Raw genomic sequence first — 23,474 nt, 5'->3', positions numbered from 1 at the left:
TTCGGTGAAGATGATGACGGCGCCGGATCGAACCACCCCCTCGCAACGGCCTCGCCTGCGCGCCATGACCTCCGATCTGCGCAACCGGCTGCTGCTTTTGCTGGTGCTGCCCTTGTGCGCGCTAGCCCTTGTGGGTGTGTGGCTGGACTACCGCTCCGCCGACGAGGCCGCCGGGCGGCATGACCAGCGCCTGCTGCGGCTATTGCCCGCGCTGGCCGATTCGGTGCTGGCCCCGTCCATCCGTGACAACGAGCCGCCCCTGTTGCTGCTGGCACCACCGGTGGAAGAGTTTCTGCGGCAGAACACCGGCTTTGCCGGATACAGCGTGCGCGATATCTCTGGCCGCCTGCTGCTGGGCGATGACTGGGTGCACGGGGCCGTGCCCACCACGCAAGCGCCGGAGTTCCACAGCGTCGAGTTTGGCGGCGTGACCTACCGGGTGGCCGTGCAGCGCGGCCGCACCGGGGCCGGCGAAATGGTGGTGGCGCTGGCCGATGGATCGGACCCGCGCCAGCAGTGGGCGCAACAGCTCCTGCTGCGGGTGCTGCTGCCCAACCTGGTGCTGGTGGCCGCTGCCGCGCTGGCCATCCACTGGGCCGTGGGCCGGGCGTTCAAACCGCTGGTGGATTTGGCCGAAGCGGTGGAGCACCGCTCGCCGCGTGACCTGAGCCCCATCGACGAAGCCTCTTCGCCCGCCGAGGTGCGCCCGCTCGTGCATTCCCTCAACCGTCTGTTTGCGCTGGTCAACGCGCAGGCGGAAGGGCAGCGCCGCTTTGTGGCCGACGCGGCGCACCAGCTGCGCACCCCGCTGGCGGGCCTGCAGGCGCAGGTCGAAGCCTGGGCCATGATGGCCAAGGCGGCGGCGCCACCCCGGGTGTCGTTGCCAAGTTTTGATGGAAAAGTGCCGCTAGCGCATGATGGACATGCGAAAGGCGCTATTGTTTTAGGAGTTGACCAGATTGAGAAGCTGCGCAATGCCACGCGCCGCACCTCACAGCTCGCCCACCAGCTGCTGGCACTGTCGCGCGCCGATGCGCGCAGCCTGGACGCGCAGCCGCCCCAGCGCGTAGACCTCAAGGACCTGTGCGAAACCTTGCTGGAGACCTTTCTTGACCCGGCCACCGGCAAAGGACTGGACCTGGGCCTGGAAGTCCAGCCTGTGCATGTCACCGGACATGGCTGGCTGCTGCGCGAATTGCTGTCCAACCTGGTGGACAACGCCATCAAGTACACCCCGGCGGGTGGCATTGTCACCATACGCTGCGGCATGCGCCAGTGGCGCGCGGGGCCTCCACGCGTGTTCATCGAGGTGGAAGACGACGGACCGGGTGTGCCCGATGCCGAACGGGGCCGTGTCATGCAACGGTTTTACCGGGTGCCAGGCACGGTGGGTGAGGGTACCGGGCTGGGGCTGGCTATTGCCGACGAAATTGCGCGCGTGCACCGCGCCTCCCTCACGCTGGGCGCCGGTCCGCAGGGGCACGGCCTGCTGGTGACTGTGGTGTTTCCGCTGTAAAGCGGGGCTGCGGTGCCATCCCGGCCTGTGCCTGCACGGCCGGGTGCGGGGCCTGTGCGAGAATCATTTCCACACATGATTTACGCCCTGCCGCAGGCCTGTGCATGCCCATCCGGCATGTGAACCAGGTGCAGGGCGCCATTGGCCGTCTGGCCCTACCCGAGCCCCTGTTCCTGCATGTCCGAACTTTCGCCCCTTCCCGAGCCAGCCAGTACCGACGATGCCGGCGAAACGCCCGCTGCGCGCAAGCGGCCCAAGCCGGGCGAGCGGCGGGTGCAGATCCTGCAGGCACTGGCCGCCATGCTGGAACAGCCCGGGGCGGAGCGCATTACCACCGCCGCCTTGGCCGCGCGCCTGTCGGTCAGCGAGGCAGCCCTGTACCGCCACTTCGCCAGCAAGGCGCAGATGTTCGAGGGGCTGATCGAATTCATCGAGCAGACCGTGTTCACCCTGGTCCAGCAAATCACTGGCCGCGATGTGCCCGATCCGGATCAGCCTGCCGAGGTGGGTGCACGCCAGGCCGCGCGCATCGTGGCCTTGCTGTTGCAGTTTGGCGAGCGCAACCCGGGCATGGTGCGCGTGATGGTGGGCGATGCGCTGGTGTTCGAGCACGAGCGCCTTCAGCAGCGCATGAACCAGTTCTTTGAACGCATCGAGTCCACCTTGCGCCAGTGCCTGCGCCCGGCTGCAGCGGGCTCTGCAACGCCCACGGTCGATGCCCAGGTGGCGGCCAGCGTGCTCACGGCGTTTGCCCAGGGTCGACTGCAGCGTTACGCCCGCTCGGGCTTCAAGCGGCTGCCGACCGAGCACCTGGATGCCAGCTTGGCGCTGATGCTTTAAGGGCGCTCCAAAACGCTTCTGGCGTTGTTGCTGCGCCCTGCGTCGGGCTCGAAAGCGCTCCGTTACGCTGAGGTTGCTTTGCGGCCTTCACTCATTGGCTGCAACGTGCAGGTCCGGGGACGCAGAGACGCGGTTGCGTTCCTGCAACGGGCGATTTGGGTGGGCCTCCCTATTTTTTTCGGGGGTTTTGGTCAGAAGGGTAATTTGCTGCAAAATAGAACGAACGTTCGTTTTTATTTGCCCGCATGTCCGCCACCTCTTCATCCAGCCAGGTCACTCGCATCCCGCGCGCTCGCAGCGGAACCGGCCGTGCCCTGCAAAAAGGCCAGCAAACCAAGGCGGCCATTGTCGAGGCGGCCCTCGGGCTGGCCACGCACATCGGACTGGAAGGCCTGTCCATTGGGGCATTGGCCGACGTCACGGGCATGAGCAAGTCGGGCGTGTTCGCCCATTTTGGCTCGCGCGAAGAGCTGCAGATTTCCGTGGTCCGCGAATACCACACGCGTTTCGAGCAGGAAGTGTTCTACCCCGCCATGTCCGCGCCGCGTGGCCTGGCCCGGCTCAGCGCCATGTTCGACAACTGGATGAAGCGCACCTCCATCGAAATCGATTCGGGCTGCATCTACATCAGCGGCGCGGTTGAGTTCGACGACCGCACCGGCCCCGTGCGCGACGCGCTGGCCAGCTCGGTGCTTACCTGGCACGCCGCCATGCGCCGCGCCATCGAGCAGTGCAAGGGCCTGGGCGAGCTGCGCGCGGACACCAATGCCGAGCAGATGCTCTTCGAGATCCACGGCCTCATCCTCGCGCTGCACTACGAAGCGCGCTTCCTGCAGACCCCTGGCTCCATGGGCCGGGCCGTGCAGGGCTTTCACAACATCCTGGCGCGCTACAGCAGCGCCCAGGCCACGACCCCGGCCGCCGCCGCGTCTGCAGCACCGCCTGCTGCCGCCAAGCGCCGCAAAGTTTCCAACCAAACCACCACCTCCAAGGAGTAAACCCCATGCCTATCTACACGCCGCCCCTGCGCGACATGCAATTCGTCATGCACGAAGTGCTCAAGGTCAGTGATGAATTCAAGGCAATGCCGCCCCATGCCGAGGTGGATGTGGACACGATCAACGCCGTGATCGAAGAAGCCGGCAAGTTCGCCGCCGAAGTGACCTTCCCGCTGAACATCAGCGGCGACACCGAAGGCTGCGTGCTCGACAAGGCCACCCACGAAGTGAAGCCGCCCTCGGGCTTCAAGGACGCCTACGCCAAGTACGTCGAAGGCGGCTGGGCGGCACTGTCGTGCGACCCCGCCTACGGCGGCCAGGGCCTGCCCTTCGTGCTGAACCAGTGCCTGTACGAAATGATGAACTCGGCCAACCAGGCCTGGACCATGTACCCCGGCCTGTCGCACGGCGCATACGAAGCCCTGCACGCCCACGGCACCGAAGCGCAAAAGGCCCTGTACCTGCCCAAGCTGACCAGCGGCGAGTGGACCGGCACCATGTGCCTGACCGAACCCCATTGCGGTACCGACCTGGGTCTGTTGCGCACCAAGGCCGAACCCCAGGTCGACGGCACCTACAAGATCACCGGCAACAAGATCTTCATCAGCGCCGGCGAACACGACATGACCGCCAACATCGTGCACCTGGTGCTGGCCCGCCTGCCCGACGCGCCCAAGGGCAGCAAGGGCATCAGCCTGTTCGTCGTGCCCAAGTTCAACATCAATGCCGACGGCTCGCTGGGCGACCGCAACCCCATCTACTGCACGGGCCTGGAGCACAAGATGGGCATCCACGGCAACGCCACCGCGCAGATCGCCATCGACGGCGCCATCGGCACGATGGTGGGCCAGCCCAACAAGGGCCTGGCCGCCATGTTCGTGATGATGAATGCCGCGCGCCTGGGCGTGGGCAACCAGTCGCTGGGTCTGACTGAAGTGGCCTACCAGAACGCGCTGGCCTACGCCAAGGACCGCATCCAGATGCGCAGCCTCTCGGGCGTCAAGGCCAAGGACAAGGACGCCGACCCCATCATCGTGCACCCCGACGTGCGCAAGATGCTGCTGACCGCCAAGGCCTATGCCGAAGGTGGCCGTGCGCTGCAGATCTTCTGCACGCTGCTGCTCGACAAGGTGCACAGCCACCCCGATGAAAAGGTGCGCAAGGACTCCGAAGAACTCGTGGCCCTGCTCACGCCCATCGTCAAGGCCTTCATCACCGACAACGGCCACATCTCCACCAACGCCTGCATGCAGGTCTTCGGCGGCCACGGCTTCATCAAGGAATGGGGCATGGAGCAGTACGTGCGCGACAACCGCATCAACATGATCTATGAAGGCACCAACACCATCCAGTCGCTGGACCTGCTGGGCCGCAAGATTCTGGGCAACAACGGCGCCACGCTCAAGAAGCTGGGCAAGCTGATCGGCAAGCTGGTGGAAGAAGAAGGCGTGAACGAGAAGATGGCCGAGTTCATCAACCCGGTGGCCATGCTGGGTGACCAGATGACCAAGTTCACCACCGAGATCGGCTTCAAGGGCATGCAAAACCCCGACGAAGTGGGCGCTGCTGCGGTGGACTACCTGCGCGTGGCCGGCCACCTGGTGTTCGGCTATCTGTTCGCCCGCATGGCCCAGGTCGCCCTGCGCGAGATCGCCGCGGGCAACACCGACCCGTTCTACGGCGCCAAGCTGCAGACGGCGCGCTTCTACTTTGCCAAGCTGTTCCCCGAAACCGTCACGCTGATGCGCACGGCCCGTGCTGGCAGCAAGGTGCTGATGGACACGGATCTGGCCCTGGCCTGATCTCCCCCGCCTCCACCCCTGTTTCCTGTGGATCTTCAGCCTTTTTTGCCACGGAGCGCTTATGTATAAAGCGGTAGCAGCTATTGTTTTGGTAGCGGGTGCCTTGCCGGCCTGGGCGCAGATGACGCCCGAAGGCCTGTGGCGCAACATCGACGACAAGACCGGCGAGGCCAAGGCCGAAATCCGCATCCGCGACACTGGCGGCGGCGTGCTGAATGGGGCGCTGGAAAAGCGCCTGTCCAAGGACGCCAAGGCCGATGACGTGTGCGACGAGTGCTCAGACGACCGCAAGGGCAAACCGATCCTGGGGCTCGAGATCATCCGTGGCGCCAAGAAGGCCGAGGGCAAGGACGTGTGGGAGGGCGGCAAGATTCTCGACCCCGAGAACGGCCGCAACTACACCCTGCGCATGACGCCCATCGACGGCGGCAAGAAGCTGGAAGTGCGCGGTTCCATCGGCCCCTTTGGCCGCACGCAGACCTGGATCCGGGTGCAATAAAGACGACAACACCGTGCGCGCCGCGCCCAGGCACGGCGTGCACAACAACGAGGGCAGGGCGCCCACCGCGGCCGCCCTTCTGGAGAAATACCGATGTCAAGATTCCAAGTGAAAAAAGTCGCCGTGCTCGGCGCAGGCGTGATGGGCGCGCAGATCGCCGCCCACCTCGTCAACGTGAAGGTGCCCGTGGTGCTGTTCGACCTGCCCGCCAAGGAAGGACCCAAGAACGGCATCGTCACCAAGGCCGTGGAAGGCCTGAAAAAGCTCAAGCCTTCGCCCCTGGGCGTGGCCGACGACGCGGCGCTGATCCAGCAGGCCAACTACGAAGAGCACATGCACCTGCTCAAGGAATGCGACCTCGTGATCGAGGCCATTGCCGAGCGCATGGACTGGAAGCTCGACCTGTACACCAAGATCGCGCCCCACGTGGCCAAGCACGCCATCCTGGCGTCCAACACCTCGGGCCTGTCGATCACCAAATTGAGTGAAGTGCTGCCCGAGAGCATCAAGCCCCGTTTCTGCGGCATCCACTTCTTCAACCCCCCGCGCTACATGACGCTGGTGGAGCTGATCAACACCCCCACCACCCAGCCTGAAGTGCTGGACCAGCTCGAAGCCTTTGTGACCAGCGGCCTGGGCAAGGGCGTGGTGCGTGCGCACGACACGCCCAACTTCGTGGCCAACCGCGTGGGCATCGCGGGCATGCTGGCCACGATGAAGGAAGTCGAGAACTTCGGCCTGACCTATGACGTGGTGGACGACCTCACGGGCAAGAAGCTCGGCCGTGCATCGAGCGGTACCTTCCGCACCGCCGACGTGGTGGGCCTGGATACCATGGCCCACGTCATCAAGACGCTGCAGGACAACCTGAGCATCGAGACGGACCCGTTCTACGAAAGCTTTGGCACGCCCGCCGTGCTGAAAAAGCTGCTGGAGCTGGGCAACCTGGGTCAGAAGACCAAGGCCGGTTTCTTCAAGAAAGTCGGCCGCGATGTGATGCGTTTCGAGCTGGAAAGCGAAGAGTACGTGCCCGCCGGCCAGAAGGCCGACGAGGTGTATGCGCGCATGCTCAAGAAGCCCGCTGCCGAGCGCCTGAAGCTGCTGCGCAACGCTGAAGGCGCGCCCGGCCAGTTCCTGTGGGCCATCCTGCGCAACAGCTTTCACTACGCTGCCGTGCACCTGGGCACCATCGCGGACAACGCCCGCGACGTGGACCAGGCCATGCGCTGGGGCTTTGGCATGAAGCAGGGCCCCTTCGAGCTGTGGCAAGAAGCCGGCTGGCTCGAAGTGGCGAAGATGATTCAGGAAGACATCGACGCTGGCAAGGCGCTGTGCAAGGCGCCGCTGCCCGAGTGGGTCTTCAAGGGCCCCGTGGCCGAAGCCGGTGGCGTGCACACCGCACAAGGCTCGTGGAGCGCATCGCAAGGCAAGTTCGTGCCGCGCCGCCAGCTGCCCGTGTACGAGCGGCAGATCTTCCCCGAATCGCTGCTGGGCGAGTCCAACCTGCCCGACTGGCGCACGGCCGGCACGACCATTGCAGAGTCGAACACCCTGCGCACCTGGACGCTCGACGGCCAAGTGCTCATCGCCAGCATCAAGAACAAGATGCACGCCATCAGCCCCGAGGTGATGGAAGCGCTGATGGAAGCCTTGGAGCTGGCCGAGGCCGAATACCAGGGCATGGTGATCTGGTCCGGCGACGCACCTTTCAGCGTGGGTGCCGACCTGGAAGCCACGATGCCGGCCTTTGTGGTGGGCGGTGCAGACGCCGTCGAAAGCATCGAGAAGGAACTGCAGAACCTGATGATGCGCATCCGCTACGCCCAGGTGCCCGTCGTCGCTGCCATCCATGGCATGGCGCTGGGCGGCGGCTGCGAGCTGGCTGTGTATTCGGCCAAGCGTGTGGCCCATATGGAAAGCTACATCGGCCTGGTGGAAGTGGGCGTGGGCCTGGTGCCTGGCGCCGGCGGCCTGACCTACATCGCACGCCGCGCTGCCGAGAACATGGCGGCGTCTACCGGCAAGGACATCCTGCCCTTCCTCACCGAGGGCTTCACCGCCGCCGCGATGGCCAAGGTGGGCACCAGCGCCATCGAGTCGCGCAAGCTGGGCTTCCTGCTGGAGTCCGACATCATCGTTCCGCACAAGGACGAGTTGCTGTTTGTGGCCATCAACGAAGCCAAGTCCATGGCCGCCAGCGGCTGGCGCGCGCCGCACAAGCGCCTGTTCCCCGCGGCGGGCCGCAGCGGCCTGGCCACCATCAAGGCACAGCTCGTGAACATGCGCGACGGCGGCTTCATCAGCGCCTACGATTTCAAGGTCAGCACCATGATCGCCGAGGTGGTGTGTGGGGGTGATGTGGACGCTGGCGCGCTGGTGAGCGAGGAATACCTGCTCACGCTGGAGCGCAAGGCGTTCTGCCACCTGATCGCCCAGCCCAAGACGCACGAGCGCATCCTGGGCATGCTCTCGACAGGTAAGCCTGTTCGCAACTGACCGCCATCACCATGACGGACCACGCCCCCAACAAACTCCAGCGCTCGCTGATGCGCCTGGACGAGGCGCCCGCCTTCATGCGTGGCTTCGTGCAGAACATCATCCTGCGCCGGGCTGTGCCCTTTACCGGCACAGCCGGGGTGAAGTTCGTCTCGCTCACGCCCGAGCGCGTCGAGGTGCACCTGGCCAATGAGCACCGCGTGCAGAACCACATCGGCGGCGTGCACGCCTCGGCCATGAACCTGTTGGCCGAAACGGCCACGGGCATGGTGGTGGGCATGAACGTGCGCGACGACTGCATCCCGCTGGCCAAGGAGTTGTCCATGGCGTTCAAGAAGCGCGCCACCGGCGGCCTTAAAGCCGTGGCCACGCTCACCGCCGAACAGCGCGCCGCCATGTTGGCCAGCGACAAGGGCGAGGTGCAGGTGAAGGTCACTGTGACCGACGAAGCCGGTGCAGAGCCGGTCGAATGTGTATTTACGTGGGCCTGGATTCCTTCCAGCCGCCCCCCCAAGAATTGAAGGAGTTTCAACACCATGGCTCAAAAACAAGTCCAGGACGCCTACATCGTCGCCGCCACGCGCACGCCCATCGGGCGCTCGGGCCGCGGCTATTTCAAGAACACCCGTCCCGACGACCTGCTGGTCGCCGCCATCAAGAGCGCCATGCTGCAGGTGCCCACGCTGGACCCCAAGGCCATTGAAGACGCCATCATCGGCTGCTCGTTCCCCGAGGGTGAGCAGGGCATGAACATGGCGCGCATTGCTGTGGGCCTGGCGTTCGACCACCCCGTAGGCGGCGTGACGGTCAACCGCTTCTGCGCATCCGGCATCACCGCGCTGCAGATGGCGGCCGACCGCATCCGCGTGGGCGAGGCGGACGTGCTGATCGCCGGTGGCGCCGAGTCCATGAGCCTCGTGCCCATGGGCGGCAACAAGACCTCGTTCAACGCAGAAATTTTTGCGCGCGACGAAAACGTGGGCATCGCCTACGGCATGGGCCTCACGGCTGAAAAGGTGGCCCAGCAGTGGAAGATCAGCCGCGAGGCACAGGATGCCTTTGCACTCGAATCCCACCTGCGTGCCATCAAGGCGCAAAAGGCCGGTGAGTTCACCGACGAAATCACGCCCTACGAAATCGTGGAGCGTTCGCCCAACCTCGCCACCGGCGAAGTGGTGGAAAAGCGCCGCACCGTGAGCCTGGACGAAGGTCCACGCCCCGACACTTCCCTCGAAGGCCTGGCCAAGCTCAAGCCCGTGTTTGCCGCACGCGGCAGCGTCACGGCGGGCAACAGCTCGCAGACCAGCGATGGCGCGGGTGCGCTCATCGTGGCCAGCGAGAAGGCCGTGAAGCAGTTTGGACTGACGCCCCTGGCGCGTTTTGTGAGCTACGCCGCGCGTGGCGTGCCGCCAGAGATCATGGGCATTGGACCGATCGAAGCGATTCCTGCGGCCCTGCGTTATGCGGGTCTCAAGAGCGATGACATTGGCTGGTACGAGTTGAACGAAGCGTTTGCGGCGCAGTCGCTCGCCGTGATCAATACGCTGGGCCTGAACCCTGCGAACGTGAACCCCATGGGTGGCGCGATTGCATTGGGGCACCCGCTGGGCGCTACCGGGGCCATCCGTGCGGCGACGGTGGTGCATGCGCTGCGTCGGCACAAGCTGAAGTACGGCATGGTCACGATGTGCGTAGGAACCGGCCAAGGCGCCGCCGGCATCATCGAAGCGTTGTAACTGGCTACTGCGCGGCTTTCATGCGTCGTTGGGCGGTGCTCGCAATCCTCACGTACCGCAAGTACGTTCCGGTTGCGGCGCTCCGTCCGCCTAGCCTGAAAGCCGCTCGCTACGCCCTTGAGGGCGGGGTTTGAATACACAAGGGCAGGGGTATCACACCCACCCGTTTGGGCTGAGCCTGTCAAAGCCAAGGCACTGCCCGGCAATTCGTTTTCTTTTCAAGCCGGCGCAGATCGGTTTCGACACAAGGAGACAGACATGAACAAGCAAACCTTGCAGGTGAACGGGGCAGTGTCATTGGCACTGCGTGTCTACGAACCCGAGGGCGCACCGCGCGCCAGCGTTGTCATTGGCGGCGCGATGGGGGTGCGGCAGTCGTATTACGAGGCCTTTGCGCTGTGGATGGCGCAGCAGGGGTTTCGGGTCACCACTTTCGACTACCGGGGCCATGGCGACTCTCTGCAGGGCGCTATGCGCGATGTGAAGGCGGATCTGTTTGATTGGGCGCAGGACTATGAGGCGGTGATCTCTGGCGCCAAGGCCGCGTTGCCTGCGCAGCCGCTGTACTTGCTGGGCCACAGTCTGGGCGCGCAGTTGCCCGGTCTCTTGAAGAAGCCCGAGCAGGTCGATGGTCTGCTCAGCGTGGCCGCAGGCAGCGGCTACTGGCGCGATAACGCGCCCCAGCTCAAGCGCATCGTTCCGTATTTCTGGTGGGTGCTGGTGCCGCTGGCCACGCGGCTGTGCGGGTACTTTCCGGGGCGTACGCTCAAGAAGGTGGGCGACCTGCCTGCGGGGGTGATCCTGCAGTGGCGCCGCTGGTGCCTGCATCCAGCCTACATGGTGGGCGCCGAGGGGCCTGCGGTGGCGCAGAGTTATGGCGCGGTGCGTTTCCCTGTGGTGGCGCTGTCGATGGCCGACGATGAGCTGATGACCTTGCGCGGCACACACAACCTGGTGAATCTGTACGCCAACACCGAGCGCCGCGTGGAGAGCATCACGCCGGCCGACCTGCAGGTGCGGCGCATCGGGCACTTCGGGTTCTTTCGCGACCAGTTCCGCCAGAGCCTGTGGCCGCGTGCGGCGGCTGTGCTGGTGGGCCTGGGCGGTGTGTCCCCTGAAGTCACCGGGACGACGGCCTGATCGCTCATTTGACGGCACACTCGCAGCATCATGACGACTTCATCCTCACGCCATCACCCCCTGGACGAAGCGCTGCAACTGGCGTCTTCGCCATCGGCTACCGCAGGCCAGTACGAAGGACAGACCCACCCCGGCTACTGGAACATGGTGGGCCCGTTTGGTGGCATCACCGCCGCCACGCTGCTACAGGCCATCCTGCAGCACCCTGACCGGCTCGGCGACCCGTTGTCGCTCACCGTCAACTACGCGGGCGCACTGACAGCCGGTGCGTTCACCGTGCAGGCAACGCCCGTGCGCACCAACCGCTCTACCCAGCACTGGACGCTGTCGATCCTGCAGGCCGGTGCTGACGGCGCGCAGGTGGTCACCACCACCGCCACGGCCGTCACGGCGGTGCGCCGTGAGACCTGGAGTGTGGGCGATGTGCCCATGCCCGAGGTGCCCCCGCCCGCAGAGCACAAGGCCATCGTGGCGCCCCCGGGCGCAGTCGAGTGGCTCAACCGGTATGAGATGCGCCCCATTGCCGGCTTCATCCCGCGCACCTGGGACGGCAGCGGCGACCACAGCCTTACGCAGTTGTGGATGCGCGATGCGCCGCCCCGGCCGATCGACTTTGTGGCGCTGTCCGCATTGGCTGATGTGTTCTTCCCCCGCGTGTGGCTGCGCCGTGCGCGCCAGGTGCCTGCGGGCACGGTGTCGATCACCGTGTACTTCCACGCCACGGCAGAGCAGCTGCAGGCCACGGGCACGGGCTTCCTGCTCGGCCAGGCGCGCGGGCAGGAGTTCCGCAACGGATTCTTTGACCAGACCGTGCAGCTGTGGAACGAGGCCGGCACCATGCTCGCCACCAGCCACCAGATCGTTTACTACAAGGAATAGGAAGCCGGCCCGTTGCTCTGCACGTGCACTCTTTCCTCCATCCATCAGCCCCCGGAACCCTTACCACCATGACCGAAGCCACCCAAGACATCCTTGCCCACACCGAAGCGGGCGTGACCACCATCACCTTCAACCGCGTGGACAAGAAGAACTCCATCACGCGCGACATGTACGCCGCCATGGCCGATGCGCTTGATGCCGCCAAGGCCGATGCCAGCGTGCGCGTGGTGGTGTTCCAGGGCGATGTGGCGATCTTCAGTGCGGGCAATGACATTGGCGATTTCTTGCAGCAGCCGCCCGCCACGCAGGACTCGCCCGTGTTCCGTTTTCTGCGCGGCATCGCCACCTTCCCCAAGCCCGTGATCGCCTCGGTGTGTGGCCCGGCCGTGGGCATTGGCACGACGATGCTGTTCCATTGCGACCTGGTCTATGCGGGCGACAACGCGGCGTTCTCCATGCCCTTCGTCAATCTGGGCCTGTGCCCCGAGGCCGCATCGAGCCTGCTGGTGCCGCAGATGCTGGGGTACCACCGCGCTGCGGAAGCCTTGCTGTTGGGCGAGCCGTTCATGGCCGAGGCCGCGTTGGAAGTGGGGCTGGTCAACCGCGTGGTGCCGCCGACCGAATGCAATGGAGTGGCGCAGGCGCAGGCCAAGAAGCTGGCGGCCAAGCCGTTGTCGTCGCTCATCGAAACCAAGCGGTTGATGAAGGGTGGGCAGACGGCGAAGGTGCTGGAGGTGATGGCGGAAGAGGGCGAGAGCTTTGGGCGCATGTTGCGCGAGCCGGCAGCGCGGGAAGCGTTCTCGGCGTTTATGGAAAAGAGAAAACCTGACTTCAGCGCAGTCTGAAGTTAGATCACCGCGTAGCGGCGCAGGGCTGCGGAGCAGAACGCTGGATCTTTCGGTAAAAGCGTAAGCCGGATTTCAGCGCGGTTTGAATCGTTGGTTCTAAGGCTTTTTTTGGCTGCCGGCGCTTATACATAAAGCGCTGGCAGCTATTGTTTTTATAGTTCACTCTCGCCCCATTCGTTCGGGTTGAGCCTGTCGAAGCTTTTGTGCGGTGGCTACTGCATGCCCGTGTTGAGTGCGGGAGCCGGGAGTCGCCCGGCATGCGAGTAACTTTCTTTTGCTTCGCCAAAAGAAAGTCACCAAAGAAAAGGCGACCCCCAGTCTGCGACCCCTTCGCTTCGCTATGGGGCAAACCTGCGTCGGGGCGGTTGCGGGGTGCGCCGCAGAACTCACTGCGCGCCTGCGGCGCTCCGCTCGGACAACTGCGGCGAGTCAGAGCACGAAGCACGGGCGCTTCGACGCCCATGCCACCCCACAACCGCCCCGCCGCAGGCGCAGCCAGCAGGGGGGGCAGCCCAACATCCAACAGCCGAACATCCAAACAGCCACACGGGCCTTTGCTTCGCTCGGCCGTGCTTGCGCAGCGCGCGGCGCTTGCGCCCGCGAGATGGAGCCGAGCGCAGCGACGGCCCGAATGGATGTCCGGCTGCTGCGGGTTCCCTTCTGGATGCGCCTGGGGCGCGCAGGGCGCGGGGTGGCATGTGTGCCGAAGGACACGCGTGCTTCGTGAACTAACTTACCGCAGTTGTCCGAGCGGAGCGCCAATGGCGCGCAGCGAGTTCTGCGGTGCACTCCGTGACCGAGCACCCCAGGTTGCCCCGCAGCGCAGCGAAGGGGTCGCAGACAGCAGGGTCGCCTTCTCTTTGGTGACTTTCTCTTGGCGACCCAAGAGAAAGTTACTGCGCCGCCGGGCGCACACCCCGGCCTCCGCCCTCTGCAAAGACACTCAGGCAACCATAGAAACAATAGCTTCCAACGCTTTATGGATGGACGGAAGACGCCAAAATGCATCCAAGAATTCAGCCGCCAAAATCGTTACCTAATTCGAGAGTTTATTTTTACAAAGCACTTGCTTGCTAAAAATAAACAGTTTTGCTATCGTGCCTGCATGGACTCACCCGTGCCGCGCACCCGCGCCATCGCCCCCACTCTCAAGAAGCCCCCGGCCCGCCCCCGCAGCAAGGCCGTAGCGCCCCTCAGCGCCAACTCGGCAACCACAACACAATCCCCCACCGAAGAAACCACCCGCCGCCCCCGCGGCCGCCCCCGCAAGACAGCCGAAGAACTGGACGACGGCAACCGCCGTCGCAAGCTCATGGACGGCGCGGCCAAGCTGTTCCGCACCCAGGGCTTCGCCGCCACCAGCACGCGCGACATTGCGGCGGCGGCGGGCATGCACAGTGGCTCGCCCTTCTACCACTTCGAAAGCAAAAGCGCGCTGCTCTATGCCGTGATGAGCGAGGGCATGACCATGGCCACACAAAGCCAGCAGCAGGCACTCAATGCACTGCCCGCCACGGCCACACCGCGCGAGCAATTGCACACGCTCATTCGCCACCACTTCGAGATCCTGCTCGGGCCCCGCAGCAGCTTCATCCCGGTGATGCTGTACGAATGGCGCTCGCTCACGCCCGCGCAGCGCAAGGGCATTGCCCGTATCAAGGACAGCTACGAGGCCACCTGGATGCCTGTGCTGGAAGCGCTGGCAAAGCAGGGTGCGCTGCAGGCCGAGCCCGGTGTGGCGCGGCTGTTCATCTTTGGGGCGCTCAACTGGGCGGTGCAATGGTTCTCGCCCAAGAAGGGCAAGTCGCTCGACGCGCTCACCGACGAGGCACTCGCCTTGTTTATCCGTTCATAACAACCCCATCAAGGCAGAGTCACCATGGCCCCCACTGCGCGCAACGCCTACCAGTCTGTGTTTGCTCCGGGCCTGTTCCAGGGCCAGGTGGTGGTGGTCACCGGCGGTGGCTCGGGCATTGGCCGGTGCACGGCACACGAACTGGCGCACCTGGGCGCGCATGTGGTGCTGGTGGGGCGCAAGCCAGAAAAGCTGCTGGCCGTGGCCGAAGAGATCACCGCTGATGGCGGCCGTGTGTCCTGCGAGGTGTGCGACATCCGCTCTGAAGAAGCCGTGGTCGCGCTGGTGCAGCAAGTCCTTGCTGCGCAGGGCCGCATCGATGCGCTGGTCAACAACGCGGGCGGGCAGTTCATGTCGCCGCTCGAATCCATCAGCGCCAAGGGCTGGGAGGCCGTGCTGCACACCAACCTCACGGGCGGCTTTTTGATGGCGCGTGAGTGTTATCGGCAGTGGATGGCGCAGCACGGCGGCTCCATCGTCAACATCGTGGCCGACATGTGGGGCTCCATGCCGGGCATGGGGCACAGCGGGGCTGCGCGCGCGGGCATGGTCAGCTTGACGGAAACGGCAGCGCTGGAATGGGCGCACAGCGGTGTGCGCGTGAACGCCGTGGCGCCGGGTTACATCGCCTCCAGCGGCATGGACAACTACCCGCCCGAGGCGGCAGACATGCTGCGTGCCATGCCGCGCACGGTGCCGCTTGGGCGCTTTGGCAATGAGGCCGAGGTGTCGGCGGCCATCACCTTTTTGCTCAGCCCGGCAGCCAGCTTCATCAGCGGCACCACGTTGCGGGTTGACGGCGCGCGGCCCCAGGTGCGCATGGGCTGGCCGCAGCGCCCGCCTGGTGCCACTGCCGCAGCACACCCGGCCGTGCGGCCGTTTGACGGCTTTCACCGCGCGCAGGTGCCGCAGGTGTTTGCACCTTCCCACACCCCCAAGACCGAGGCCGCATGACCGCCGTCTTCACTTCCCGATTCAACCCAGGCAGCGCCGAGGCCACCCAACGCCGCGCGGCGCTGCAGGCCCGCCTTCATGCCCTGCGCGCGCTGGAAGACCGCGCCGCCGCCGCCTCGTCCCGGTCGCTGCCCCAGTTTGAAAAACGCGGCCAGCTGCTGCCGCGCCAGCGCGTGGCACTGCTGCTGGATGCGGGTGCGCCCTGGCTGCCGCTGTGCACGCTGGCGGGCTACCTGCAGGACGTGAAAGACCCCGAGAAGTCCGTGCCCGGTGGCGGCATGGTCGCGGGCATCGGCTTTGTCGGTGGCGTGCGCTGCATGGTGGTGGCCAGCGATTCGGGCATCGAGGCCGGCGCCATCCAGCCCATGGGCCTGGAAAAGATCTTGCGCGTGCAGGAAATCGCGCTGCAAAACCGCTTGCCGTTCATCCACCTGGTGGAGAGCGCAGGCGCCAACCTCATGCGCTACCGGGTAGAAGGTTTTGTGCACGGCGGCACGCTGTTCCGCAACCTCGCGCGGCTGTCGGCGGCGGGCATTCCGGTCATCACCGTGCAGCACGGCTCGGGCACCGCAGGCGGCGCCTACATGCCGGGCTTGTCGGATGTGGTGATCATGGTGCAGGGCCGCTCGCGCGCCTTTCTGGCTGGGCCCCCGCTGCTCATGGCCGCGACGGGTGAGATTGCGACCGAAGAAGAACTGGGCGGCGCCGAGATGCACACGTCCGTCTCGGGCCTGGGCGAATACCTGGCCCAGGACGACCGCGAGGCGATCGGCCTGGCGCGCGATGTGGTCGCGCAGCTGGGCTGGAATATGCCCCGGCGACCGAGCGCGCCTGTACCTCTGTTGCCGGCAGACGACCTGCTGTCCCTGATGTCTGCCGACCTGCGCCAACCCGTGGACATGCGCGAGGTGATGGCGCGGTTGGTGGATGGCTCGGAGCTGCTCGAATTCAAGGCCCGCTACGGCATGGCCACTTTGTGCGCGCAGGGCCACATCCAGGGTCATGCGGTGGGCTTCATCAGCAACAACGGGCCTATCGACGTGGCGGGCGCCAACAAGGCCACACACTTCATCCACTGGATGTGCCAGCTGGGCCACCCCATCATCTACCTGCAGAACACCACGGGCTACATGGTGGGCAAGGACAGCGAGCAGGGCGGCATGATCAAGCACGGCAGCAAGATGATCCAGGCTGTGACCAACGCCTCCGTGCCGCAGATCACCATCCAGTGCGGCGCCAGCTTTGGTGCGGGCAACTACGGCATGTGCGGGCGCGGTTATGCGCCGCGCTTCCTGTTCAGCTGGCCCGGTGCCAAGACGGCAGTGATGGGCGGCGAGCAGGCTGCGCGCACCATGCAGATCGTGACCGAGGCGGCGCTGGCGCGCAAAGGCATCACGCCCGACCCGGCCGAATCGCAGGCCCAGTTCGACAAGATCGTCGCCATGTTCGAGGCCCAGGCCGATGCGTTCTACACCAGCGGCCTGCTGCTGGACGACGGCGTGATCGACCCACGCGACACGCGCGCCGTGCTGGCGTTTTGCCTGGACACCTGCGCCGAGGCCCAGGCCCGCACGCTGCGGCCCCTGAGCTTTGGCGTGGCGCGGATGTAAGCGCTTCGCACGCAATCCCTACGATGGCCGAGCCTCTCAAATACCTGCTGAATGACACCGTGCCCCCGCGCATCGCGGCCATGGTGCGCCGTGCGTGGCGCAAGTTCGACACCACCGCGTTTCTGCAGCAAGTACAGCCCGGCTACGAATCGCTGGAGCTGATGGCGCGCGGCCAGCGCATTGCGCACGCCCTGCAGGCCCACCTGCCGCAAGACGTGCCGCGTGCGCTGGGCGTGCTGGTCGATTCGATGGACCCGCCGATGGGCATCGATGCCGCCGGTGAGCCCGATGCGGGTGACCGCCCCTATAGCGCCTTTTTGTACCTGCCGCACAGCATCTACATCGGCACATACGGCCTGCCGCATTTCGAGGCGGCCATGGCCGCGCAGCACGCGCTCACCCAGCGCTTTACGGCCGAGTTCTGCATCCGCCCCTACCTGCTGCACCACCAGGGCGCCACGCTAGCGCGGCTGCGGGACTGGGCGCAGGACGACAACGCCCATGTGCGCCGTCTGGTGAGCGAAGGCACGCGGCCCCGCTTGCCCTGGGCGCCGCGTTTGCCTGCATTCCAGAACAACCCGCAGCTGGCCCTGCCGTTGCTCGATGCGCTCAAGGACGACCCATCGTCTTATGTGCGCCGCTCGGTCGCCAACCACCTGGGCGATATCGCCAAGGACCACCCCGATCTGGCCGTAGGCACCGCGCGCACATGGCTGCAGGGCGCGCCCGCGCCGCGTGCAGCCCTGGTGCGCCACGGCCTGCGTTTTCTCATCAAACGCGGCGACGCTGGCGCGCTCGATGCCCTGGGCGTGGGCCATGCCGTGGCGCTGGACGTGCGGGCCGCACGCGTGGTGCCCGCCTGCGCGCGCATCGGCGACAAGGTGCGCATCGAGGCCGAACTGCACAACCCCACACCCCAGCCCCAGCGCGTGCTTGCGGACCTGAAGGTGCACTACGTCAAGGCCCACGGCGGTGCGGCGCCCAAGGTGTTCAAGCTGCAGACGCTGGACATACCGCCCGGCGCCACCGTGGCGGTGGGCAAGACGCTGTCGCTGCAGCAGATGACCACACGCACCCACTACCCCGGCGCGCACCAGGTGGAGCTGGTGCTCAACGGGCGGCCACAGCCGCTGGGGCAATTTCAGCTTTCGTGATCGAGGTTTGCAGGCAGACAAACATACAAACGCAACAGCAGGAGACAAGCACCATGCAGTTCACACACGAGCACCGCGAGATCCAGAAGACCCTCAAGCGTTTCATCGACGAGGAGATCAACCCCCATGTGGACGAGTGGGAGGCCGCAGAGATCTTCCCCGCGCACGAGGTCTTCAAGAAGATGGGCAGCCTGGGCCTGCTGGGCTTGTGCAAGCCCGAGGAATATGGCGGCGCAGGGCTGGACTACTCCTACAGCCTGGCCATGGCTGAGGCGCTGGGCCACATCCACTGCGGCGGCGTGCCCATGGCCATCGGCGTGCAGACCGACATGTGCACCCCGGCGCTGGCGCGCTATGGCAGCGAAGAACTCAAGCGCAACTTTCTGGCCCCTGCGATTGCGGGCGACATGGTGGGCTGCATCGGCGTGAGCGAGCCTGCGGCGGGCAGCGATGTGTCGGGCATCAAGAGCGTGGCGCGCAAGGACGGCGACGACTACGTGATCACCGGCCAGAAGATGTGGATCACCAACAGCCTGCAGGCCGACTGGATGTGCATGCTGGTGAACACGGGCGAAGGCCCTGTGCACAAGAACAAGAGCCTGGTGATGGTGCCCATGCGCGACGGGCCCGGCGGCAAGCTCACCAAGGGCATCGAGGTGGCACAGAAGATCCGCAAGATCGGCATGCACAGCAGCGACACGGGCCTGATCTATTTTGACGAAGTGCGCGTGCCGCAGCGCTACCGCATCGGTGCCGAAGGGCAGGGCTTTATCTACCAGATGCAGCAGTTCCAGGAAGAGCGCTTGTGGTGCGCCGCCAGCACGCTCGAATCGCTGAACCACTGCATCCAGTGGACCATCGACTACGCGCAGGAGCGCAAGCTGTTTGGCGCCACGCTGGCCGACCAGCAGTGGGTGCAGTTCAAGCTGGCCGAACTCAAGACCGAGGTCGAAGCGCTGCGCGCACTCACCTACCGAGCCTGCGACCTGTACGTGAACGGGCAGGACGTGCTGGAGCTGGCCAGCATGGCCAAGCTCAAGGCCGGCCGCCTGAACCGCGAGGTGCCCGACACCTGCCTGCAGTTCTGGGGCGGCACGGGCTTCACGCTCGAGAACAAGGTCTCGCGCATGTACCGCGACGGGCGGCTGGCGTCCATCGGCGGCGGTGCGGACGAGGTGATGCTGGGCATCCTCGCCAAGCTTATGGGCATCGCCAAGCGGCCCGCGCACTGACATGGCCGATTCGCTGTTGATCGACCGCGCGCCGCTGGCCAGCGGCTGTGTGCAGACCTGGACGCTCAACGACCCCGCCAGCCGCAATGCGCTGTCAGAAGCCATGGTGGACGCCCTGCTGGCCGCGTGCGAGCGGGCTGCGACCGATGCTGGTCTGCGCGGCGTGGTGTTGCGCGGTGCCGGTGGGCACTTCTGCGCGGGTGGCAGCCTGGGCGGCTTTGCCAAGACCATTGGCCAGCCCCTGGCTGCCGGCGAAGCCGACCCGCTGGTTCCACTGAACCGCCGCTTTGGCGCGCTGCTGCAGGCCCTGTGCGCGCTGCCGCAGTGGCTCATCGTGGCGGTGGAAGGGGCGGCCATGGGTGGCGGCTTTGGTCTGGTGTGCTGCGCCGACCATGTGCTGGCCCACACCAGCGCGCAGTTCGCCACGCCCGAGGTCACGCTGGGCATCGTGCCTGCGCAGATCGCGCCCTTTGTGGTGCGGCGCCTTGGCCCGTCTGCTGCGCGGCGGTGTTTGTTGACCGGCGAGCGCTGGGATGCCGCGAAAGCTCAAATCGCGGGGCTGGTCGATGAGGTGGTGAGTGGCGACATGGAGGCTGCTGTGCAAGCCGCCATCGCACGCCATGCCGCCGCTGCGCCCCAGGCCGTGGCTGCTACCAAACGTTTGCTGCTGACCCAGCCAGATAAACCATTGCCCGCGCTGCTCGATGACGCCGCCCTCGCCTTTGCGCAAGCGCTGCGTGGCCCCGAGGCGCCGCAAGGGCTGGCAGCGTTTGCTGCGCGCAAGGCGCCGCCGTGGAGTGCGAACTCATGAAGAAAATCCTCATAGCCAATCGATCAGAGATCGCACGCCGCATCATCCACACCGCCCACCGCATGGGCATCGAAACGGTGGCGGTCTATTCCGACGCCGATGCCAACGCCCTGCATGTGCGCGAGGCCACCCAGGCGGTGGCGTTGGGCGGAGAGGCCAGCGCCGACACCTACCTGCGCACCGACAAGCTGCTGGCCGCCGCCCGTGCCACCGGCGCAGATGCCGTGCACCCCGGCTATGGCTTCCTCAGCGAGAACGCTGACTTCGCCCAGGCCGTGGTCGATGCGGGCCTGACCTGGATTGGCCCCTCGCCAGCCGCCATCCGCGCATTGGGCAGCAAGTCGGGGGCCAAGGCCCTGGCCCATGCGCACGGCGTGCCCTGCTTGCCCGGGTACTCCGGCGACGACCAGAGCGACGAACGCTTTGCCGCCGAGGCTGCACGCATTGGCACGCCCCTCATGGTCAAGGCCGTGGCGGGTGGGGGAGGGCGCGGCATGCGCCTGGTCACCGACCTGGCGCAGTTGCCCGCCGCACTGGCCAGCGCACGGTCGGAGGCGCTGGCGGGTTTTGGCTGTGGCGACCTGCTCATCGAACGCGCACTGCTGCAGCCGCGCCATGTGGAGGTGCAGATCTTTGCCGACGCTCACGGCGCGTGCATCCACCTGGGCGAGCGCGATTGCTCGGTACAGCGCCGCCACCAGAAGATCATTGAAGAGTCCCCCAGCCCCGCCGTGGACGCAGCGCTGCGCGAGCGCATGGGCGCCTGCGCCGTGGCGCTGGCACAGGCCGCTGGCTATGTGGGTGCGGGCACGGTGGAATTCCTTCTGGACGGGGCTGAATTCTTCTTGATGGAGATGAACACCCGCCTGCAGGTGGAGCATCCGGTGACCGAAGCGCTCACGGGGCTGGACCTGGTGGAGTGGCAGATCCGAGTGGCTCGGGGCGAGCCGCTGCCGCTCACACAAGACCAGGTGCATCTGCAAGGCCACGCCATCGAAGTGCGCCTGTGTGCCGAAGACGCGCACTTCCGCCCCCACACCGGCCGCGTGCTGCAGTTCAGCGCGCCGCCCGCCACCGCGTTTGAACGGGCCGCGCCGGGCGCGCTGCGCTTTGACCATGCGCTGGAGGAGGGGGCACAGGTCACACCCCACTACGACGCCATGCTGGGCAAGCTCATCGTGCACGCGCCCACGCGGCCCGAGGCCATTGCCGCGCTGGTGCGTGCGCTGCAGGGCACCCGCGTGCTGGGCTTGCCCACCAACCGCGCGTTTCTGGCGGCCTGCCTGCAGCACCCCGTGTTTGCCAGCGGCCAGGCGCTGGTGCCGTTCCTGGCGGAGCATGCCCAGGAGCTGCAGCGGTTGCTATCAAATAATGAGCTATCAGTGCATATTCCTTCGGCGCTATCGGCCATTTTTGGTTCAAATCCGACGTCGGACCTGCCTTGTGCCATGGCCCGGCCCCTGCGGCTGCGCCACCAGGGCGAGGTGCACTCCATCGCCGTGCGCGAGCTGGGCGGTGGGCGGCTGCGGGTAGAGCAGGCCGGGGCAGAACCTGTGACTTTGCAACTGCCCCAGCGCGGTGTGCACTGCGTGGCGGTGGGCCCCCGGCGCTGGCACTGGCAAACCGGCGGCGTGGACGGCTGGGTGGAAGACGCATCGTGGGAACCCGCCGCGCGCGCGGGTGTGGCGGGCGGTGCGACGGAGTTGCGCGCCCCCTTCAACGGCAAGGTGGTTGCGCTGCCTGTGGCCGCAGGCCAGGCGCTGGCGGCGGGCGACACCGTGGTGGTCATCGAATCCATGAAGCTCGAACACAGCCTGGCCAGCCCTGCCGCCGCCACCGTGGCCGAGCTGCTGGTGGCCCCGGGCCAGCAGGTGTCGCCCGGCCAGGTGCTGGCCCGCTTTGCACCCGCCACGCAAGGAGCGCCCGCATGACCGCCACGTCCGACGCGACCCCTGTGAGCAACGAAGACCGCACTGCCCTCACCGACACCGTCACCCGCTTTGCCCACACCGAGATCGCACCGCATGTGGACGCGTGGGATACCGCCGGTGAATTCCCCCGCAGCCTGTACCGCCGCGCGGCCGACCTGGGCCTGCTGGGTCTGGGCTACCCCGAGCAGTACGGGGGCACGCCTGCCAGCTACGCCTTGCGCTTGCCACTGTGGCGCGCGCTCAGCCGCCACGGCGCCAGCGGCGGCGTGCTGGCCAGCCTGCTGTCGCACAACATCGGCCTGCCGCCCGTGTTGGCCCATGGCAGCGACGCCGTGCGTGCCGAGGTTATTCCGCCCGTGCTGGCAGGCGAGCAGATCGCGGCACTGGCGATTACTGAGCCCGGTGGCGGGTCCGACGTGGCCCAGCTCAAGACCACCGCGCGGCGTCAGGGCGATGACTACATCGTCAACGGCGAAAAGGTGTTCATCACCTCCGGCATGCGCGCGGACTGGATCACCGTGGCTGTGAGGACCGGGGAGGCCGGAAGCAAAGGCAGTGCAGGCATCTCTATGCTGCTCATCCCCGGCCACAGCGCAGGCCTGTCGCGCAGCAAGCTCGACAAGATGGGCTGGCTGTGCTCCGACACCGCCCACCTGCGCTTTGACAACGTGCGCGTGCCCGCCCGTTACCTGCTGGGTGAAGAGGGCGCGGGCTTTCGCATCATCATGGCCAACTTCAACGGCGAGCGTTTTGGTCTGGCCGCATCGGCCCTGGGCTTTGCCGAGGCCTGCTACGACGAAGCCCTGGCCTGGGCGCGCCAGCGCAAGACCTTTGGCGCTGCGCTGGTAGAGCATCAGGTCATCCGCCACAAGCTGGTGGACATGCAGATGCGCATCCAGTCCACCGCCGCGTGGTGCGAGTCCGTGGCCGCGCAGGCCGACGCAGGCCGCACCGGCCCCGAGTGGGTGGCGCAGGTGTGCCTGCTCAAGAACCACGCCACCCAAACCATGCAGTTTTGCGCCGACCAGGCCGTGCAGATCCTGGGCGGCATGGGCTTCATGCGCGGCACCGTCAGCGAGCGCATCTACCGCGAGGTCAAGGTCATGATGATCGGCGGCGGTGCAGAAGAAATCATGAAAGACCTGGCTGCCAAGCAGCTCGGCATTTGAATGA

At 66.1% G+C, this 23,474-nt stretch carries 19 protein-coding genes; all 19 read left to right on the top strand.

What is annotated here, in order from left to right; genetic code table 11:
- Positions 1 to 64: 64 nt before the first annotated feature.
- The 19 genes from ARADN35_RS0112360 (at position 65) to ARADN35_RS0112270 (ending at position 23,470) form a co-directional block, all read left to right on the top strand.
- Positions 65 to 1,516: a sensor histidine kinase gene (locus tag ARADN35_RS0112360; protein WP_010462542.1), complete on the top strand. Its 1,452-nt coding sequence runs from the start codon at positions 65 to 67 to the stop codon at positions 1,514 to 1,516.
- A gap of 177 nt (positions 1,517 to 1,693) precedes the next feature.
- Positions 1,694 to 2,356, top strand: a complete 663-nt coding sequence (gene slmA, locus ARADN35_RS0112355; RefSeq protein WP_010462540.1) for a nucleoid occlusion factor SlmA — start codon at positions 1,694 to 1,696, stop codon at positions 2,354 to 2,356.
- A 245-nt stretch (positions 2,357 to 2,601) separates the two neighbouring features.
- Entirely contained in the window at positions 2,602 to 3,354 is a 753-nt protein-coding gene (locus ARADN35_RS0112350) for a TetR/AcrR family transcriptional regulator (protein WP_010462538.1), read from the top strand.
- Positions 3,355 to 3,359: 5 nt separating this feature from the next.
- On the top strand, positions 3,360 to 5,156 hold the full coding sequence (locus ARADN35_RS0112345; protein WP_010462536.1) for an acyl-CoA dehydrogenase C-terminal domain-containing protein: 1,797 nt from the start codon (positions 3,360 to 3,362) through the stop codon (positions 5,154 to 5,156).
- A 61-nt stretch (positions 5,157 to 5,217) separates the two neighbouring features.
- Entirely contained in the window at positions 5,218 to 5,655 is a 438-nt protein-coding gene (locus ARADN35_RS0112340) for a DUF2147 domain-containing protein (RefSeq protein WP_029413972.1), read from the top strand.
- 93 nt (positions 5,656 to 5,748) lie between these two features.
- On the top strand, positions 5,749 to 8,151 hold the full coding sequence (locus ARADN35_RS0112335; RefSeq protein ID WP_010462532.1) for a 3-hydroxyacyl-CoA dehydrogenase/enoyl-CoA hydratase family protein: 2,403 nt from the start codon (positions 5,749 to 5,751) through the stop codon (positions 8,149 to 8,151).
- Positions 8,152 to 8,162: 11 nt separating this feature from the next.
- A complete protein-coding gene (locus tag ARADN35_RS0112330) occupies positions 8,163 to 8,672 on the top strand; it encodes a DUF4442 domain-containing protein (RefSeq protein WP_010462530.1) in 510 nt (169 codons plus the stop codon).
- Between the two features lie 15 nt (positions 8,673 to 8,687).
- Positions 8,688 to 9,887 (top strand): acetyl-CoA C-acyltransferase, encoded by a 1,200-nt coding sequence (locus ARADN35_RS0112325; protein ID WP_010462529.1) that lies wholly within the window; start codon positions 8,688 to 8,690, stop codon positions 9,885 to 9,887.
- Between the two features lie 258 nt (positions 9,888 to 10,145).
- The gene (locus tag ARADN35_RS0112320; protein ID WP_010462526.1) at positions 10,146 to 11,027 is read left to right on the top strand and encodes an alpha/beta hydrolase family protein; all 882 of its coding nucleotides are present in this window, start codon (positions 10,146 to 10,148) and stop codon (positions 11,025 to 11,027) included.
- Positions 11,028 to 11,057: 30 nt separating this feature from the next.
- Positions 11,058 to 11,906: an acyl-CoA thioesterase gene (locus ARADN35_RS0112315; protein WP_029413971.1), complete on the top strand. Its 849-nt coding sequence runs from the start codon at positions 11,058 to 11,060 to the stop codon at positions 11,904 to 11,906.
- Between the two features lie 68 nt (positions 11,907 to 11,974).
- Complete coding sequence (locus ARADN35_RS0112310) at positions 11,975 to 12,751, top strand: enoyl-CoA hydratase (RefSeq protein ID WP_010462523.1); 777 nt, start codon at positions 11,975 to 11,977, stop codon at positions 12,749 to 12,751.
- Between the two features lie 1,108 nt (positions 12,752 to 13,859).
- Positions 13,860 to 14,609: a TetR/AcrR family transcriptional regulator gene (locus ARADN35_RS0112305; RefSeq protein WP_010462521.1), complete on the top strand. Its 750-nt coding sequence runs from the start codon at positions 13,860 to 13,862 to the stop codon at positions 14,607 to 14,609.
- Positions 14,610 to 14,633: 24 nt separating this feature from the next.
- Entirely contained in the window at positions 14,634 to 15,563 is a 930-nt protein-coding gene (locus ARADN35_RS0112300; RefSeq protein WP_010462520.1) for an SDR family oxidoreductase, read from the top strand.
- The gene (locus tag ARADN35_RS0112295; protein WP_010462518.1) at positions 15,560 to 17,173 is read left to right on the top strand and encodes an acyl-CoA carboxylase subunit beta; all 1,614 of its coding nucleotides are present in this window, start codon (positions 15,560 to 15,562) and stop codon (positions 17,171 to 17,173) included. Before ARADN35_RS0112300 ends, ARADN35_RS0112295 begins: the two co-directional genes overlap by 4 nt.
- A 23-nt stretch (positions 17,174 to 17,196) precedes the next feature.
- Complete coding sequence (locus ARADN35_RS0112290) at positions 17,197 to 18,327, top strand: DNA alkylation repair protein (protein WP_010462516.1); 1,131 nt, start codon at positions 17,197 to 17,199, stop codon at positions 18,325 to 18,327.
- A 53-nt stretch (positions 18,328 to 18,380) separates the two neighbouring features.
- On the top strand, positions 18,381 to 19,559 hold the full coding sequence (locus ARADN35_RS0112285) for an acyl-CoA dehydrogenase family protein (protein ID WP_010462514.1): 1,179 nt from the start codon (positions 18,381 to 18,383) through the stop codon (positions 19,557 to 19,559).
- A gap of 1 nt (position 19,560) precedes the next feature.
- Positions 19,561 to 20,370, top strand: a complete 810-nt coding sequence (locus ARADN35_RS0112280; RefSeq protein ID WP_010462512.1) for an enoyl-CoA hydratase/isomerase family protein — start codon at positions 19,561 to 19,563, stop codon at positions 20,368 to 20,370.
- A complete protein-coding gene (locus ARADN35_RS0112275; protein WP_010462510.1) occupies positions 20,367 to 22,301 on the top strand; it encodes an ATP-binding protein in 1,935 nt (644 codons plus the stop codon). The genes ARADN35_RS0112280 and ARADN35_RS0112275 overlap by 4 nt, the downstream gene beginning before the upstream one ends.
- Complete coding sequence (locus tag ARADN35_RS0112270; protein ID WP_010462508.1) at positions 22,298 to 23,470, top strand: acyl-CoA dehydrogenase family protein; 1,173 nt, start codon at positions 22,298 to 22,300, stop codon at positions 23,468 to 23,470. Before ARADN35_RS0112275 ends, ARADN35_RS0112270 begins: the two co-directional genes overlap by 4 nt.
- Positions 23,471 to 23,474 lie beyond the last annotated feature (4 nt).

It is taken from the genome of Acidovorax radicis N35 (assembly GCF_000204195.1).
Taxonomy (GTDB): Bacteria; Pseudomonadota; Gammaproteobacteria; order Burkholderiales; family Burkholderiaceae_C; genus Acidovorax; species Acidovorax radicis.
Note: the sequence above shows the minus strand (reverse complement) of the source record. Positions and strands in the feature narration are given on the sequence as shown.